General features: G+C 38.7%; 13 protein-coding genes. 9 read left to right on the forward strand and 4 right to left on the reverse strand.

The window, feature by feature from the left end; translation table 11 throughout:
- Positions 1 to 1,615: hypothetical protein (locus ACYVFA_RS20820; RefSeq protein ID WP_460473786.1), on the forward strand; the 1,615-nt coding region annotated here is incomplete at its 5' end.
- Positions 1,616 to 1,725: 110 nt separating this feature from the next.
- Here ACYVFA_RS20820 and ACYVFA_RS20825 read toward each other — a convergent pair.
- Positions 1,726 to 2,604 carry a Nif3-like dinuclear metal center hexameric protein gene (locus ACYVFA_RS20825; RefSeq protein WP_460473787.1) on the reverse strand — a complete coding sequence of 293 codons (879 nt, stop codon included), beginning with the start codon at positions 2,602 to 2,604 and terminating at the stop codon, positions 1,726 to 1,728.
- 178 nt (positions 2,605 to 2,782) lie between these two features.
- Here ACYVFA_RS20825 and ACYVFA_RS20830 point away from each other — a divergent pair, with 178 nt between their 5' ends.
- From ACYVFA_RS20830 to ACYVFA_RS20845, 4 genes are all read left to right on the forward strand, one after another.
- Entirely contained in the window at positions 2,783 to 3,703 is a 921-nt protein-coding gene (locus ACYVFA_RS20830; protein WP_460473788.1) for a carboxypeptidase-like regulatory domain-containing protein, read from the forward strand.
- 386 nt (positions 3,704 to 4,089) lie between these two features.
- The gene (locus ACYVFA_RS20835) at positions 4,090 to 4,443 is read left to right on the forward strand and encodes a hypothetical protein (RefSeq protein WP_460473789.1); all 354 of its coding nucleotides are present in this window, start codon (positions 4,090 to 4,092) and stop codon (positions 4,441 to 4,443) included.
- A gap of 366 nt (positions 4,444 to 4,809) precedes the next feature.
- The gene (locus ACYVFA_RS20840) at positions 4,810 to 5,856 is read left to right on the forward strand and encodes an SDR family oxidoreductase (RefSeq protein WP_460473790.1); all 1,047 of its coding nucleotides are present in this window, start codon (positions 4,810 to 4,812) and stop codon (positions 5,854 to 5,856) included.
- 18 nt (positions 5,857 to 5,874) lie between these two features.
- The gene (locus tag ACYVFA_RS20845) at positions 5,875 to 6,675 is read left to right on the forward strand and encodes a helix-turn-helix domain-containing protein (RefSeq protein ID WP_460473791.1); all 801 of its coding nucleotides are present in this window, start codon (positions 5,875 to 5,877) and stop codon (positions 6,673 to 6,675) included.
- Between the two features lie 23 nt (positions 6,676 to 6,698).
- Here ACYVFA_RS20845 and ACYVFA_RS20850 read toward each other — a convergent pair whose 3' ends face one another.
- Entirely contained in the window at positions 6,699 to 7,358 is a 660-nt protein-coding gene (locus ACYVFA_RS20850) for a hypothetical protein (protein ID WP_460473792.1), read from the reverse strand.
- Positions 7,359 to 7,427: 69 nt separating this feature from the next.
- A complete protein-coding gene (locus ACYVFA_RS20855) occupies positions 7,428 to 8,117 on the reverse strand; it encodes a hypothetical protein (RefSeq protein ID WP_460473793.1) in 690 nt (229 codons plus the stop codon).
- A 214-nt stretch (positions 8,118 to 8,331) separates the two neighbouring features.
- Between ACYVFA_RS20855 and ACYVFA_RS20860 the strand changes: the two genes are divergently transcribed.
- Positions 8,332 to 9,012, forward strand: coding sequence for an HAD hydrolase-like protein (locus tag ACYVFA_RS20860; protein ID WP_460473794.1), 681 nt, complete (start codon positions 8,332 to 8,334; stop codon positions 9,010 to 9,012).
- A 139-nt stretch (positions 9,013 to 9,151) separates the two neighbouring features.
- Here the strand turns inward: ACYVFA_RS20860 and ACYVFA_RS20865 are convergent, their stop codons facing one another.
- Positions 9,152 to 10,576: a PKD domain-containing protein gene (locus tag ACYVFA_RS20865; RefSeq protein ID WP_460473795.1), complete on the reverse strand. Its 1,425-nt coding sequence runs from the start codon at positions 10,574 to 10,576 to the stop codon at positions 9,152 to 9,154.
- 577 nt (positions 10,577 to 11,153) lie between these two features.
- On the opposite strand from ACYVFA_RS20865, the gene ACYVFA_RS20870 reads away from it, so the two are divergent.
- The 3 genes from ACYVFA_RS20870 to ACYVFA_RS20880 all read left to right on the forward strand — a co-directional run bounded on the left by ACYVFA_RS20870 (position 11,154) and on the right by ACYVFA_RS20880 (position 16,059).
- A complete protein-coding gene (locus tag ACYVFA_RS20870; protein ID WP_460473796.1) occupies positions 11,154 to 13,250 on the forward strand; it encodes a glycoside hydrolase family 127 protein in 2,097 nt (698 codons plus the stop codon).
- A gap of 390 nt (positions 13,251 to 13,640) precedes the next feature.
- Complete coding sequence (locus ACYVFA_RS20875; RefSeq protein ID WP_460473797.1) at positions 13,641 to 14,981, forward strand: carboxypeptidase-like regulatory domain-containing protein; 1,341 nt, start codon at positions 13,641 to 13,643, stop codon at positions 14,979 to 14,981.
- Between the two features lie 22 nt (positions 14,982 to 15,003).
- Positions 15,004 to 16,059 carry a hypothetical protein gene (locus ACYVFA_RS20880; RefSeq protein ID WP_460473798.1) on the forward strand — a complete coding sequence of 352 codons (1,056 nt, stop codon included), beginning with the start codon at positions 15,004 to 15,006 and terminating at the stop codon, positions 16,057 to 16,059.
- The last annotated feature ends 1 nt before the right edge of the window (position 16,060 follow it).

The raw sequence follows: 16,060 nt of genomic DNA on the forward strand, positions 1-16,060 counted from the left end.
TGGTGCCATTGGGCCGCAAGGACCAGTCGGTGCTACGGGTATAGCAGGAACCAATGGTGCTACCGGAGCCACTGGTTTAACTGGTGCTAACGGCACTACTGGTGCGCAAGGACCAATTGGATTGACCGGACCAACAGGTGCTACGGGCGTAACAGGAGCTACTGGAGTAACAGGAAATACTGGTCCGCAAGGACCTATCGGGTTGACCGGACCAACTGGTGCTACTGGCGTAACAGGAGCTACTGGAGTAACAGGAAATACTGGTCCGCAAGGACCTATCGGGTTGACAGGAGCAACAGGTGCTACGGGCGTAACAGGAGCTACTGGGGTTACAGGAAATACTGGTCCGCAAGGACCTATCGGGTTGACAGGAGCAACAGGTGCTACGGGCGTAACAGGAGCTACTGGGGTTACAGGCGATATTGGTCCACAAGGACCTATCGGGTTGACCGGACCAACTGGTGCTACTGGCGTAACCGGAGCTACTGGGGTTACAGGCGATATTGGTCCACAAGGACCTATCGGGTTGACAGGAGCAACTGGTGCTACTGGCGTAACCGGAGCTACTGGGGCAACGGGTGCTACTGGCGTAACAGGAGCAACCGGGCCAGGTGTACCAATAGGTGGAACTACTGGTCAGGTATTGGCTAAAGTAGATGATTCTAATTTCAATACACAATGGATAACACCAAGTAGTGGAGGAAGCGGTAGTTCGGACGCTTTATATGGCGATGGTTCTGCTGGCGCATTGACTATTTCTAGTAATACCAACTGGGTTACTTCACCACCAGCCTCATTAAATTATCAGTTTTCGAGCATAACTGTGAATAGTGGGGTGACGTTTACTATACCATCAGGTATAAAATTAAGAAGTACAGGTATTGTTACTATCAACGGAACAATTTCAGTAGAAAGTTCAGAAAATTCAGTTGCTTCACCTCCAGATAAAGGCGTAGCCAGAACATTTGCTTTATCTTCAGATGCTATTTCAAAAGCAATAAGAGAATCAAGTATTCCGAGTCTGATAAACATTCCGCTTTATGGTGGTGCGGCAGGAGGATTTTCTTCCGGTGGGGAATTTAACTATGGTGGCGGTGGTGGTGGTTCATTTGCGATATATTCAAAGGGAACTATTCTGATAAACGGAGCCATTAATGCCAATGGAGGCAACGCTTCTACCGGATTAGGCTCAGCACCTCCAGCCTCTTTAAATGGTAGTGGTGGTGGAGCCGGTGGATTAATAGTTCTTCTATCCAGAAGCCCTATTACTAACAATGGTAACCTTCGTGCAAATGGTGGAAATGGCTCTGAAGGTATTAGCAGCAACACTAGCATCAGACCTGGGGGTGGCGGCGGTGGTGGTGGCATTGTTATCATAGTCGCTCCTACCATAACTCAAGGCACAATTGCAATTAACGGCGGCTTGGCTGGAGCTAATAGCACAGGCTCTACTTATAGTTCAACTTCAGGTTATGCCGGAGGTGGTTGTGGAGGAGATGGGGGTGCTGGTGCGCAAGGCTTCGGTGGGACTATTAATACTATTAATAATGCCAGCCCTGGTTCAGCGGGAAAAGTCAAGACTATCCAAATCAGCAATCCTGAAAATTTGTATTAAGATTCAGGTTAATATTATAAAACAGCCCGGTAGTTTTACTATCGGGCTGTTTGTTTTTGTACTGGTTTCATGCATTAACTATCAAACGATTTGAAAAATCGTGATACATATTAATCCCATTTAAAGGGGTCGTTTGAGGGGATATGAGTCACTTTCAAATCAGGGATTTTGTTTCTGAGCCATTCTGAGAAATACAACATTCCAGGTTCTTCGCTCACGCTATGGCCTAAAATAATCAGGGCAGATTCGTGGCCGAGATTCTGGCAATCTCTTACAAATTCTACCGTTTCCCATTCTACGGCCTCCCCTACTATAATTACATCAGGCTTTTGATTGACTAAGGTCGACATCTGTCTGGAACCTCCCCAGGCGCCGGGTAGCAAAGCTACTTTTTTGCAGGGTTTATCATCCTTCCCGATGTATCTCAGGTGATTGATTTTCAAGCCTTTTTTAAATAGTTTCACAAGGTCTTTCACTGAGGCTTCGGGGATATTCAGGATATTGGAATTCATATCATAGTATTTTTCCCAACCTACGCTTCTCGCTACACCATAGCTCACAAAATCCGGGCGCATGGCGTGGCAATAATCATGAAAACGCCAGATGCACATATTCAGTTTTTGCAGTAATTCTTCTTTCAATTGTACTTGTGTATTGTTGGCTACGAGGGTCTTGTTATCGCTTCCGTTATAATAAGTAGGCTCATGTACAATCAGGAAATTGGCGCCTATCTCATGTGCTTTTCTGATTACTTCTACTGTCGGGAACATGGTAGTTACTACACCTGTCACTACCAGATCGGCGCTTCCGGCCTTGATGGTATCGTTAGTATTTTTGATGGGCTCGCCTTGGTAATTTTTCAGAATCGTATCAATAATTTGCTGGACAGTCAGTTTATCAGCGGCCATTGCCCGGGTAGAAATCAGTTCTAAGAGGCTTAAGCCTACTAAGCCCTGAAAGCTTTTCTGTATAAATTCGGTTCTTTTCATGGTTTGGGTGATGTTGGGGTTTGAATGAGATGATTGTTAGGCAATTTAGGAGTTTTTTATTGAAGCATCTATGAATTATAAATGTCATTTAAAACTAAGTTTATTATGAAAAATAATCAATTGAATTAAGCACAAAAGCTCTATTTCTCGTCTATAATAGTATTAATAAATAAAGCCTGTGATAAAAAAACTTACCTGCATTTTCTTCCTCTTTTGTATTACACCAAAGGTATGGAGCCAACTATTGATTACCGGACAGGTGTTGGCTTCTTATAAAAAAGAGCCCTGGCCGGGAGTAATTATTATAGAAAAAGGCACAGACAATGCTACACAATCCAAGCAGGATGGTACTTTTTCTATCAATGTCTCTGATGCCAATGCTACTTTGGTTTTTTCGTTTGTAGGTTTAGTTACCCAAGAATATCGTTTAAAGGGCGCCACCCGTATTCTTGTCAAAATGGAAGATGATTGCATTAGAGATTTCTTTGATATATATAGAGTATGCTTTTATGCCAATAGTGGAGTATTGAATAATCCGGTGGGTGGACAATTATATATTACATTTCGTCCTATTTATGGAGCGGGGGTATTAAACAGTAGCTTTGGTTTGCAGTCAGATTTACGTGGGAATCAGTTTTTGAATGCACAAACAGAGTTTATGCATTTTGCCCTACACTGTGATTTTGATATGAATGCCAGATGGCATTATCGTGAAGTTTCGTATTACAACAACTTTCGTTCTAAAGTGTATAGTTTCGAAACGGATTTTAACTTTGGCAGAAAGATATGGTTTCTTAAAAATTTAAACGCAACTGTTGGTTATGGGCATCTGGATTTAAAAACTGATAAGCAATCTGCAACAGGTCCGGTTATAGGTTTAGGTACATATATTACAATACGGCGGTTTTCTTACGGGCTAATTACAGGGAAAGTCGCTATATTCAGAAATAATATTGAATGGCAGGGGCAGATTACTCAGTCTCGCAGGAATTTTAATGTTTTCATTAAATACTATCAACTTAAATCGTTTTCTGAATTAAGCATAGGGGTTGGGAAAGAATTTGGGTATCGTTTTAAAAAGCCGTTTTTGCGGAAGTGATGGATGTATCAGGTTTTAAATTGATTTATTATGATTATTTTCAGTAATGTCATCCGTGTACAAAGAATAATAAATATAATTGGTTAAAAGAATTAAACTCTATAATACTTAAGCTGAATGTCGTCTTCACTTTACTACGAAAAATCTAGTTATTCTTATTTTACTCCAATACAAAAGGTATTAAGTATTATAATATCATCAGGGCTAATTATACTTTCTCTTTATTTTTTTTCAGAGATAATTCTATCCATGATAACGAGCTTGTGTCAATAAAGGTAACACTTATCAACACTCCGGAATATTACGAATATACATCAAAATCTAACACTTTTAGAGAGATAATTATAACAACCAGACAATATCAAAATACATTTAAAATTAAGTCAATGGCTTATCAATCTATTAGCCACGCTAAATTCAAGACTTCAGTATTAGCGGGAGATACGATAGACTTAAAAATAAAGAAATCAGCCCTTTATGATTTGAATAAAAGTGATGCTTATACGGAAGTGTACGGTATAATAAAAAATAAAATTAACTATATCGATTTAGATAAAAAAACCAAATTGGAAAATGAAACTGATAAACGGCTTGGCTTCTTTTATATGGTTATGGGACTTGTGATACTCAGATACTGTTTTCTAAAAAAAGAACCAATGATTGGTTTACAAATTGCTCTTTTGATTATATGGAGCATTGCTTTCTTACTGCTTAAAGTGTTTCATTTAAATATATTTTAATGTCGTTGGGTGAAATTAAAAATATATTATCCCTACGGGATACTGCCCTCTCAAAAGCATATTTTTTCTACCGATATAGCATCCCTACGGGATATTTTTAAGTCCCAGAGGGACGATATATCGGTAGAAAAGATGGTCATTTTTAAAAGAAAAGTCCCGTAGGGACGATATATTAAATCCTTCAAATCAATTTCACCCAACGAGTATATTTTAATGTCGTTTGTTAATACCAAAGTATTAGACAAGTCTCAACAGTCCCTCAAATCCCCTCCCCAATTCTGGCCTCCACAACAAAATAAGATTGAACTTCACAACAAAGTCAGCTATTGGTTTGTTGTCTAATTTTGCCTCATAAAATTTAAGATTATGAGCGATTCAACACAAAATACATTAGTTTTAGTAACAGGCGGAACGGGTTTCGTGGCTGTTCACTGTATTGCGCAATTATTAGAAAAAGGTTATAAAGTCCGTACTACCGTGCGTTCGTTGAAAAGAACCAATGAAGTGACTGATATGCTACGAGTGGCGGGCATTCATTCGTTTGAGAACCTGTCGTTCGTGGAGACTGATTTGCTATCGGATACCAACTGGGATAAGGCGGCGGAGGGTTGTACCTATGTATTGCACGTGGCCTCTCCTATTTATCTGGGTATTCCAAAAGATGAAAATGAGATGATAAAGCCTGCTGTGGAGGGTACACTCCGGGTGCTGAAAGCGGCGCGTGAGGCTGGAGTAAAACGGGTAGTAATGACCTCTAATTTCGGTGCAGTGGGTTATAGTCATACCGATATTACAAAGGTAATTACAGAAGAAAGCTGGACGAACCCCAATGAAAAGGGGCTATCGACCTATAATAAATCGAAAGTAATGGCTGAGAAAGCTGCCTGGGAATTTATGAAGCGTGAGGGAGGAAAATTAGAGTTATCAGTGATTAATCCGGTGGGGATTTTTGGGCCTGCTTTTACCGCAAAACTATCCAGTGGCTTTGAGCTTTTGCTGAAAGTATTGGATGGGTCGATGAAAGCGATTCCGAATATGACACTGAGTATTGTGGATGTGCGCGATTTAGCTGATTTACATATCAGAGCCATGACGAATCCGGCGGCGAAGGGTGAAAGATTTCTGGCCTTATCAGATGGCGTAACGAGTCTGCCGGAAATAGCTGCTTTTCTGAAAAGTCGCCTGGGAGATAAAGGAGATCAGATTTCCACAAAAAAATTGCCCGACTGGCTGGTAAAGATTGCGGCCTTGTTTAATCCACAGGCAAAGGCATTGGTGCCGATGGTGAGTAGATATAGAGATGCCAGCAATGAAAAAGCTAAACGATTATTAGGCTGGCAGCCCCGGACTAAAGAAGAGGCATTGCTGGCTACAACTGATAGTTTGTTTAGGTTTAATTTAGTGAATGATTAAAATAAGAATTGCGTTGAAATGAACATCACACAGGCAAATACCATCACCTCCTGCTATTTAGGGCCGCAGATTTCGCCGGAGCAATTTGTTTCGGAGCATTTTTTCCTGTACCTCCTGAAAGGGCGAATGAATGGCTATGATGGGAACAAGCATTCTACGCTGGAGCCGGGTGAATGTTGTATAGTCAGAAAAAATCATCTGGCACGCTATAATAAGCAGAAACAGAATGATGAATTTGAGAAAGTGGTGGTAGTGCTTGACGAAGCCTTTCTGAAACGTTGTCAGGAAAAATATCATTGGGAGTTTACCAAAAGTGAGAAAGGAGATACTTTTCTGAAACTCAGACCGGATGTACTGATTCCTCATTTTCTGCAATCGTTGGGGCCTTATTATGATTCTAAAGATAGAATAGACCCTTATTTTGCTGATGTCAAGCGGGAAGAATTATTGCTGATTCTGCTAAAAACGAATCCTGAGCTATATGCCATTCTTTTTGATTTTTCGGAGCCTTCAAAAATCAATCTGGAAGAATTCATGAACCGGAATTTCAGATTCAATGTGAGCATCGAGCGATTTGCCTATATGACAGGCCGGAGTCTATCAACTTTCAAACGGGATTTTGAAAAGACATTTAGCGATACCCCAAGCCATTGGCTGATGCAGAAACGCTTGCAGGAAGCCTATTTTCTGCTGGAAAAAACGGGCCGCAAAGTAACAGATACTTATCTGGAAGTGGGTTTCGAAGACCTCTCACACTTTTCATTTGCCTTTAAGAAACAGTTTGGTATGGCTCCTAGCGAGGTACTGGTAAAAGCGTGATTGAGCAATTGGATTTTAAGCCTTTACAACATTCCGTCTTTGCTCAGATAATCGAGTAAATCGGCTACATCTTTTTCTGTTCTGATGTCTCTATTCCATTGGCGGATATGATAGGTCAATCCATCGTATTGTTTGGCAAGAGCCAGGGTTACAGAATAATTGTTGAGGCTTATCTCTCTCAGTTTTTTATCAGGAAACTGTAAGTAATAATATTTTTTATGTATTACTTCCCCAGAATAATTGCTGGCAAATTGAGGGAGAATACCCACTTTAGAGTTTTTATCATACGTTTTAAGCGTGCAGCCATACCTAATGAGAATCTTGACTTTGGCATCATAATATGTCTCGTAATAACCGCCCCGGATATATTTCAGATGATGATTGCCCAACTGCAAATCAGTATTTTTTATGGATACGAATTTATCACCCATATATGCAAGAAAATTCTGATTCAGCATATCAAAAAGAACAGGTTTTTGCAATACCTGTCCGCCAGCAACTGAGAAGGTTCCTAATTCAACCGAATCTTTTAAAAATATACTTCCACGATACCTTACCACTCTTTGGGTCAGATAGTCAAATTCAGTTATCAACTCACCTCTTTCGTCTTGTATTACCCTCGTCTGGGCGTAAACGTTTAGTTCAAATAAAAGAGCAATAGCCACAAGCAGGAGTTTTTTCATCGGATTTTCGAATTTATTATCCCAAGTAATAAAATATTTTTATAAAAAGCAATACAGCATAAAATTCTTTTACAACATCCCGTCTTTGTCCAGATAATCCAGTAAATCGGCTATATCTTTTTCTGTTTTAATATCTCTATTCCATTGGCGGATATGGTTGTCTATGCCATCGTATTGTTTAGTCAAAGCCAATCTGACAGACTTATTATTGAGGTCTATCTCTCTCATTTTCGTGTCAGGAAATTGCAGGAAATAGTATTTTTGATGGATGAGTTCTCCTGCATAATTATTAAAAATTTGCTCAGGAATCTTCTCTTTCAGATTTCTATCATATCTCTTAATCGCACACCCATACTTAACCAGAATCTTCACTTTAGTATTGTAATAGGTTTCGTAATAAGCGCCGGTGATATATCTTCCATGATGATAACCACCTTTGATATATTGTAATTGGAGATTGCCCAGCTGTAAATCAGTATTTTGTATAGGCACGAATTTATCACCTATATAAGCCAGAAAGTTCTGATCCAACACATCAAAAAGAACAGGTTTCTGGAGTTCTTGTCCGCCAGCTATTGAGAATGTACCAAGTTCTACCGAATCCTTTAAATAAGCACTTCCTCTATATTTTACTGTTACCCGGTTTGAATACATAACTTCAGTTACTATCTCACCTCTTTCGTCTTTTAATACACGTATCTGGGCGTAGCTATTCTGTACCAATACAATCAATAAAGCAAACAGCAAAAACTTTCTCATGTGAATGTTGATTTAGTACTCCAATTAATAAAATGTTTTTATAAAAAGCAAGTTTAACATAAACTTAATCACGCTGACAAGGAAAAGGGGCATACGATATGTTTGTTTTGCCAAACATTGTGTATCACTTCTAATTTTAGCTTAATTTGCAATTGTTGTTTTAATCTTGACCGACACAGGCATTGAACCCTGAAAACAATTAATATATTCATACATGAGCAAAAACATACGCATGGTAGTGTTTGATATGGCCGGCACAACCGTCAACGAAAATAATGTGGTTTATAAAACCCTGCAAAAGGCTATCAACGAGGCAGGTTTTGATTTCACACTCGACCAGGTGCTGGCAGAAGGCGCAGGAAAAGAGAAAAGACAAGCCATTGACACCATTTTATCTGTCTATGCCAATGTAAGCGATGCAGAGCTAACCAGCCGCATCTATGATAGCTTTATTGTGCAGTTGACTGAAGCTTACGCCAAAGAAGAGATTCTGCCACAAAACAATGCAGCTGAATTATTTGCCGAACTAAAACAACGCGGCATACTGGCGGTACTCAACACGGGATACGACCGCGCTACGGCACAATCAATCATTGACAAATTAGACTGGAAAGAAGGCAACCCAATAGACGGACTGGTAACAGCCTCAGACGTACCCCGCAACAGACCAAACCCTGATATGATTGAATTTGCGATGCAAAGATTCGGCATTACTGATAGCACTCAGGTTGCCAAAATAGGTGATTCCATCATTGATATTCAGGAAGGGCAAAATGCCGGTTGTGGTTTAAGTATCGGTATCACGACTGGTGCCCATACTTTAGAGCAATTACAATCCGCTAATCCTGATTATATTATCGGGGATTTGATGGAATTGGTTGGGGTTTTGGGGTAGTATGCGGAAGACTTTTTGGAAGGCTGCCTCGGTTTGAGGTGGCCTTTTTGGGTTCCTCAAAGTCTTCTATATACTTTGCATTGCCTATAATAAACATGAACACTCTGAGGCTTTTCAGTAATCAATAGACTTCTAAATTTTAATCACAACTACATAAACCCCTATCAACATAAGTTTTATTATTATTGTTGTTGATATAATAACATCCTCCTTTGGGTCCTGTACTTAAAAGGTGACCGTTATAGACACCACAAGGCCATTCATCCGGGTTATATTTGATGATTTCAGTGTTATTACTTTTTCTATTGAACTTCATTTTTATATTCCCGAATGGTGTGGATACATTATCTATTCTTACTATTTTTTCTTTATATTTCAACTCTAATGTTAATATTCCATTGACATTATTCTTAAATCCTTGAACTTCAAAAAAGTCTAAACCAAATGTTTTAATTTGGAGTAAATAACTTAACGGGATATTATTTAAAGTGTCAGTATTATTTTCAGATGAATAGACTATCTTAATTGGTTTACAATCACCTGTAAATTTGATTTCAAATAAGAATTTGTATGCATCAACTACGTAAGTTCTATTACCAGTAGCGGAATGCTCTAATTGCAATGCATTATCGTTGGATTTTATAGATAAATTTATCGACTCAGAGACTTTTAACTTTATAGTAACTTTAGATTTTGCAGAGACAGTTGTTTCAGGAAAGTTATGTGCTACATTATTCTTATCGTCGTTGTAGACTATAATTGGATAGTTTGACTGGTTTTCAATAATATGCTCGAAAGTTACTATGACATTAGAAATTGTAATAGTTTTCTGAAAAGAAGTAGTACCATTTTTATTTACAGCATCCAGAGTTATTTTAAAATCCCCATTTTTTGCATAGGTGTGTTGTGGACTCTTATCTGTTGAAGTTGATCCATCGCCAAAATCCCACTTAAAACTATCCGCATTTTCGCTTTCATTAGAAAATGATATTTTTCCATCGCCAATATTATTAAATGAAAACTTTGCTATTGGTTTTGGAGAATCATTAACTTTAACTTCCTGCTTTAATTCTGTTTTACCATTGCTATTAGTTAATGTCAGCTGTACTTGATATGTTCCATTTAGTTTATAGAGATGCTCAATTTCCTTTTCTGTTGAACTTTCACCATCTCCAAAATTCCATAGGTATGAATCAACTTTTAGCGCGTCTGTCTTAAACAGAATCTTACCATTCCCTTGGTTTGTGAAAGAAAAATTACCAGTCGGTTTTGGAGCGTCAACAATTGTTAATGCTTGTGTTTTGGAATCCTGACTTTTATTATTGCTAATTACTAATGTTACGTTGTAATTGCCGTTTTTTAAATACAAATTGGATGGATTTTGCTCTGCTGATTTATTGCCGTCGCCAAAATCCCAACTATAATTAACATTACTTATAGGACAAGAAAATTGCACTTTTCCGTCTCCTAATGTTTTATAAGTAAAATTTGCTTCAATTTTTGGCAATTTTTCTTCGCAGGAAATAAACAGCAGAAGTATAATTAGGCGTAAATAATGTTTCATTAAAAGATAATACTGGGCTTTAAATATTTGCGAATTTACGCGAACCAAGAGTTATAAACTATAATTAGGCTATAAATTTATTATAAGGCGCTAAATTGTTTTTTGAGATATTTCGATTCATCCTATACTAATCAAGAAGTTCAATAGTTTTCAGTAGTAGATAAACGTCCTCATGATTTGTCATTGGCAATTGCGCACGGGAGACTCTGTCGAGACACTGAATTTTTTAAAGCGCTATTTTTTTTCAATAGCCCCCATTTTTAAATGGGGTAAAAAGAAAATAATCTCCCTATTGGCTTTAGCCAAATAATAGTGTATTATCTGGAAGTTTTTTTTGGCTAAAGCCAATTTAGTTAGGTTTATTTAGTAACTCCAGCTAAAGCTGGAGGCAATTGATTGAATAGTGTAACCAATAGGGTAGTTGAAACTGAAAACTTATTTTAGGACTACTTACTAGTCAACTAGCTAAACCCCTTTACCCAACAATTAAAATTCCCAAAACCTCGTTCCCCTATCAAACTTCCTCCTATTTTTGTAGGTATAATATTCAACCTTTATATAAACTTTAACCTTGTTCATGAAAAAATGTGTTAATGGTTTTGTTTTGGGGGCGGCTTTGGTGGCTGGTCTCAATGCAAATGAGGTACTGGCGCAGGCATCTGTGAATCAGATACAGCCTGTGAAAGATGTACGCATCAATGATGCTTTCTGGAAGCCGAAACTGGATTTGTATGCGACTACTACAGCCAACGATGTGCTGGATAAATTTGAGGCCAGAAACCTGTCTACGGCCGAGGAAAGAGAAAAAAACGATGTATTCAGGAATTTTGATGAGGTAGCGCAAGGCAAAAAAGGCACGAACCACCATGCCGGATTGCCGTGGTTTGATGGTCTGGTGTACGAGTCTATCCGCGGTATCGGTGATTTACTGAAACAACACCCCAACAAACAGGTTGAAGCGCGGCTGGATGCCCTTATCGACCGCATTGCAAAAGCGCAGGAGGCTGACCCTAACGGCTACCTCAATACGTATACCGATTTAATGGAGCCAACGCACCGTTGGGGCGATAATGGTGGTTTCTTACGCTGGCAACACGATGTATATAATGCCGGGATGCTGGTAGATGCGGGGGTGCATTATTATAAGGCTACGGGTAAGACTAAATTGCTGGAAGTAGCCACGAGATATGCCAATTATATGAGTGGCTTGATGGGGCCATCACCTAAACGAAATATTGTTCCGGCGCACTCAGGCCCTGAGGAGGCTCTGATTGAGTTGTACTGGCTTTATAAGAATAATCCATCGTTGAAGACTCAAATAAAAGTTCCTGTGAATACACAGGCGTATTATGACCTGGCTACATTCTGGATTGAAAACAGGGGTAAAAATGCGGGTTATCCGTTGTGGTTAAGCTGGGGAAATGATAAATCGGAAAAATGGATTAAAGACCAGCAATATAAGGCTGCTGAGTTTGGCAATACCAGTCGTCCGACATGGGGCGATTATGCGCAGGATTCGATTCCGGTGTTTCAGCAAAAAACCATTGAAGGGCACGCGGTGAGGGCTACCCTACTGGCAACAGGAATCACAACTGCGGCCTTGGAGAACCATTCGCCGGAGTATATCCGAACGGCCAATGCACTTTGGAATAATATGGTAGGTAAGCGGATGTTTGTGACGGGTGGTGTGGGTGCGATTCATAATGACGAGAAATTCGGGCCGGATAATTTCCTGCCGACAGATGCTTATCTGGAAACCTGTGCGGCCGTTGGGGCAGGCTTTTTTAGTCAGCGCATGAACGAACTGACTGGTGATGCTAAATACATGGATGAGTTTGAGCGGACGCTCTATAATAATGTACTGACGGGTATTTCGCTATCGGGCACTAAATATACCTATCAGAATCCGCTGAATTCGGATAAACACGCACGTTGGGACTGGCATTCTTGCCCTTGTTGTCCGCCAATGTTTTTGAAGATTGTGTCGGCGATGCCTGAGTATATTTATAGTTTTGCGCCTGAGCGCTTGTATGTGAATCTGTTTGTGGGTAGTTCGGCAAATGTGGAGGTTTCTAAAGGAATCAAAACGGCTATTGAACAGAAAACGAATTATCCGTGGAACGGCAAAGTAGAATTGAAACTGAATCCTGAAAAACAGAGTGCATTTGCTTTGATGGTGCGTATTCCGGGTTGGGCACAGGGTAAGGAAAATCCATTTGAGTTGTATAATGCCGGATCGCAATCGTCTGTAAAGCTTTTAGTAAACGGCAAAGCCGAGGAATTGAGCATAAAGGATGGCTATGCGGTAGTAAACAGAACCTGGAAAAAAGGCGATGTTGTGACAGTAGAACTACCGATGCAGCCAAGGCTTGTCAGTGCCAATACTCAGGTGGCTGACCTGACAAACAAGGTCGCTATTGCTTCCGGCCCGATTGTGTATTGTCTGGAAAGTGTAGATAATGCTGACCTTAGCCAGTTGAAAATTCTTAAAAATGCTTCTTTCAAACTGGATTTTGAGCCTCAGTTATTGAATGGCATTAATGTGATTCATGGCACAGCTACCGACGGGAATGCAAAGAAACTCGCTTTTACAGCTATTCCTTATTATGCAGTGGGTAATCGGGAGAAACAAGGGTATCGGGTTTGGATGGATGCGTTGGGGGTGGCGAAATAATGGTTCGTGCCAAGCATTTTAAAATACGATGAGAATTGATTGATAATGCTTTGATCTCAGAAGATACGGCTCCTATAGAGGATATTAAAAAGAGTTTATCTTACACTCAATAAGGGTGTTATTTTTCTCCGAACAATTTTTAACCTACAAATTGTTTTCTGATAAGTCCAAAACTTTAATGAGGAGAGTCCTTATAAAGACCCTCCTCATTTTATAATTAAAATGGGCTGCCAATTCTTCTATTTTTTGACCTATGTTGCTGTATTATTCTGCTTTCCAATTTTTATACTTAAAAACAACCGGATAATAAATTTTCATTGTATCAAATATAATTTTCGCTGTTTTTTACTTCTCTAATTCTCAGATTACTTTTTAAACTGCTATTATCATATGCGTATTCGTCTGACTGTTTTTACAATCTTTCTTCTGACTCTAATATTAGAGTGCCCGGCACAAACAATTTCCGGTATTGTTACGACAGATAAAGAACCGCTTCCAGGTGTTACTGTTTTTAATAAAAACAGTAACAAAGGTACAATTACGGATGCCAAAGGAGAATTCACAATTGATGGAAAAACCGGGGATACGATAGACTTTACCTTTATTGGGTTTGCGTCAAAACAAGTAATTGTCGGAAATTCTACAAAATTAAGTATCGATTTGGCATTTGATCAAACTGTTTCAACGGCAAGTATTATATCAGCTATAAGTACAAGTTCGCTCCAAACTCCATCAGACAATCAGAGATTGAATACATCCTTAAAGGCGATGAAAAATCAAAAAAATGGAGCCATAAAAGCACTCGAAAAAGTAAGAGCCAGTAATTTAAATGCTATAGATAGAACCGGCAAAACAGAAGCTGAAATAAACAACGAAATACAGGCAATAGAAGATGAGTTTGCGAAAGGACTTAAAGAGATAGAAATAAACTATAAAAATGGAATCAGAATTTTTGTTGCAGCTGTAAAATATGATGTATTCTTTCCTGCCAAGGACAAGTTCACGGCTATCCAGTATTTTGATTCAAAATCTTTCAAAGAGTTTGAGTTCTTCGGACAGAACAATTTGACTGCCTGGGCTAATAATGGTTCTGTGTCTTCTGAAATTATAGCTGGTTATCTGGGACCAATAAGAGTCAGTTTAAACTCCATTCTGGCCAAGCAAAAAGCCATTACACCTAACCCAGCCGACATAAGCAAATTAGATCAGAAAGGGCTTCAGAATCTATTATTATCAATTGACAGTTCAAATAAAGCCAATAGCACGCTGTTCAAAGTTGCTTCGGGTGGTGGAGAAGGCGCACTTGTTTTTAAGTATCCGCTAATAAATACCGAACAATCGCCAAATATTTCAAACACCTCTTTTTCATCGGAATTGTTAACAAACTTTACTGCTAATTTGCCCATTGCCGGAAGTTATATCACAAACGATGAAACAAGTTTCTTCGGCTATACTCAGTTACAAAACAAACTCATTGTACGTTTAACCGACCGGACTGATGCGCATCGTTTTGATTTCTTTAGTTATCTGACCGGGAGTTTAGTATATGGTTCAAAAAAGTTTTATGAAACCATATTAATTGAGGATAAAAAAGTTCTTGGAATGTTAGATTTCATGGGAGGAGTTAGATTTGATAATTTTAGCATCTACTATACAAATCAGTTTTTTTCCCACCATGATCTCAAAAACAAGATTACAGGTAGATTAGGGCTTTCTCTTAATATTAAATAGCATAGTTTAATTTATTATTCCTATGAAAAGTCATCGTTTCCATCAGGTAAATTTCAGACTAGTATTTATCTTTCTTTTTACTGCATTGGTGGGTCAAGCTCAATCATTTAAAAAGAACAATCAGGCGAAATTTGGAAATAAGGATATTTTACTTTTTAAGGATTCGACTGATAAATCGCTGATTTTCTATAAAACAGATTTACGCATAAATACAGATGGGGCACCGAAGTCATATCATCCTGAAGATTTAAGAGCCAGTAAATTAGCGTATAATTTGATATTAAATGCGGTAGCTGTTTATAGAAATAGCGATTGTTTTTGTATAAGTATCCCTAATAAACCCATTTCAGACTATAGTCAGCAATTTAAAGCCTGTGTAACCAAAAAACCAAGTGATTTTACGAAGGCCGAAAAAACAGAAATGGTCAGGAAATCTTATGAAATAATTGAGGCCTTTATAGCTTCTGATTATACAAAAGTTGAAGAAGGGTATACACTTCTCTGGCAAAGTGTTTTAGTAAAAGATAAAAACGGCAAGCCATGTGTATTTAAAACAGGGGCAAATAAAGGTTATTTTGGCTCAAAGACAGCCGTGAATAATGGCCCGATTGCTGACAAGGGTGAATGTGATTGTAATTATTATTTAGATGCTACAAAAATTCCCGGAATGGTGTTGCCTGGAGGGAAAAACGCTTTGACAAAATTTGGTGCGCAAAAAGAAGATTTGGTAGTGGCTTATAATCTTGAAAATAAACAATTAGTTTTTGCTATCATTGGTGATACTGGCCCTGCAAGTAATTTAGGAGAAGGAAATATAAAAATGAATAGCCTATTGAAAAATGTAACGGATTATCCACAAAACAGAAAAGGTATTAATGCCGCTCTTACTGTTGGCGATACGGTTATTGTTACGATTATACCTAGCTCTCATCTGAACAAAAAAAGACCTTATACTGAAGAAAATATACGAAAAAGAGGCGTAGACTGGCTTAAATCGGTGGGATTTGCATCTGAAGAAGATTATATTCATTTTATTGAGCAACATTTATCTGAGGTAATTAAACAGCCAGGATTTTAAA

The sequence above is a fragment of the Emticicia fontis genome (assembly GCF_054779675.1).

Excerpts from the sequence above, each read along its gene's own strand:
- ACYVFA_RS20850 (WP_460473792.1), bottom strand. The coding sequence starts at position 7,358 with ATGAAAAAACTCCTGCTTGTGGCTATTGCTCTTTTATTTGAACTAAAC.
- ACYVFA_RS20865 (WP_460473795.1), bottom strand. The coding sequence starts at position 10,576 with ATGAAACATTATTTACGCCTAATTATACTTCTGCTGTTTATTTCCTGC.
- ACYVFA_RS20845 (WP_460473791.1), top strand. The coding sequence starts at position 5,875 with ATGAACATCACACAGGCAAATACCATCACCTCCTGCTATTTAGGGCCG.
- ACYVFA_RS20880 (WP_460473798.1), top strand. The coding sequence starts at position 15,004 with ATGAAAAGTCATCGTTTCCATCAGGTAAATTTCAGACTAGTATTTATC.
- ACYVFA_RS20840 (WP_460473790.1), top strand. The coding sequence starts at position 4,810 with ATGAGCGATTCAACACAAAATACATTAGTTTTAGTAACAGGCGGAACG.
- ACYVFA_RS20835 (WP_460473789.1), top strand. The coding sequence starts at position 4,090 with ATGGCTTATCAATCTATTAGCCACGCTAAATTCAAGACTTCAGTATTA.
- ACYVFA_RS20825 (WP_460473787.1), bottom strand. The coding sequence starts at position 2,604 with ATGAAAAGAACCGAATTTATACAGAAAAGCTTTCAGGGCTTAGTAGGC.
- ACYVFA_RS20870 (WP_460473796.1), top strand. The coding sequence starts at position 11,154 with ATGAAAAAATGTGTTAATGGTTTTGTTTTGGGGGCGGCTTTGGTGGCT.
- ACYVFA_RS20855 (WP_460473793.1), bottom strand. The coding sequence starts at position 8,117 with ATGAGAAAGTTTTTGCTGTTTGCTTTATTGATTGTATTGGTACAGAAT.
- ACYVFA_RS20860 (WP_460473794.1), top strand. The coding sequence starts at position 8,332 with ATGAGCAAAAACATACGCATGGTAGTGTTTGATATGGCCGGCACAACC.
- ACYVFA_RS20875 (WP_460473797.1), top strand. The coding sequence starts at position 13,641 with ATGCGTATTCGTCTGACTGTTTTTACAATCTTTCTTCTGACTCTAATA.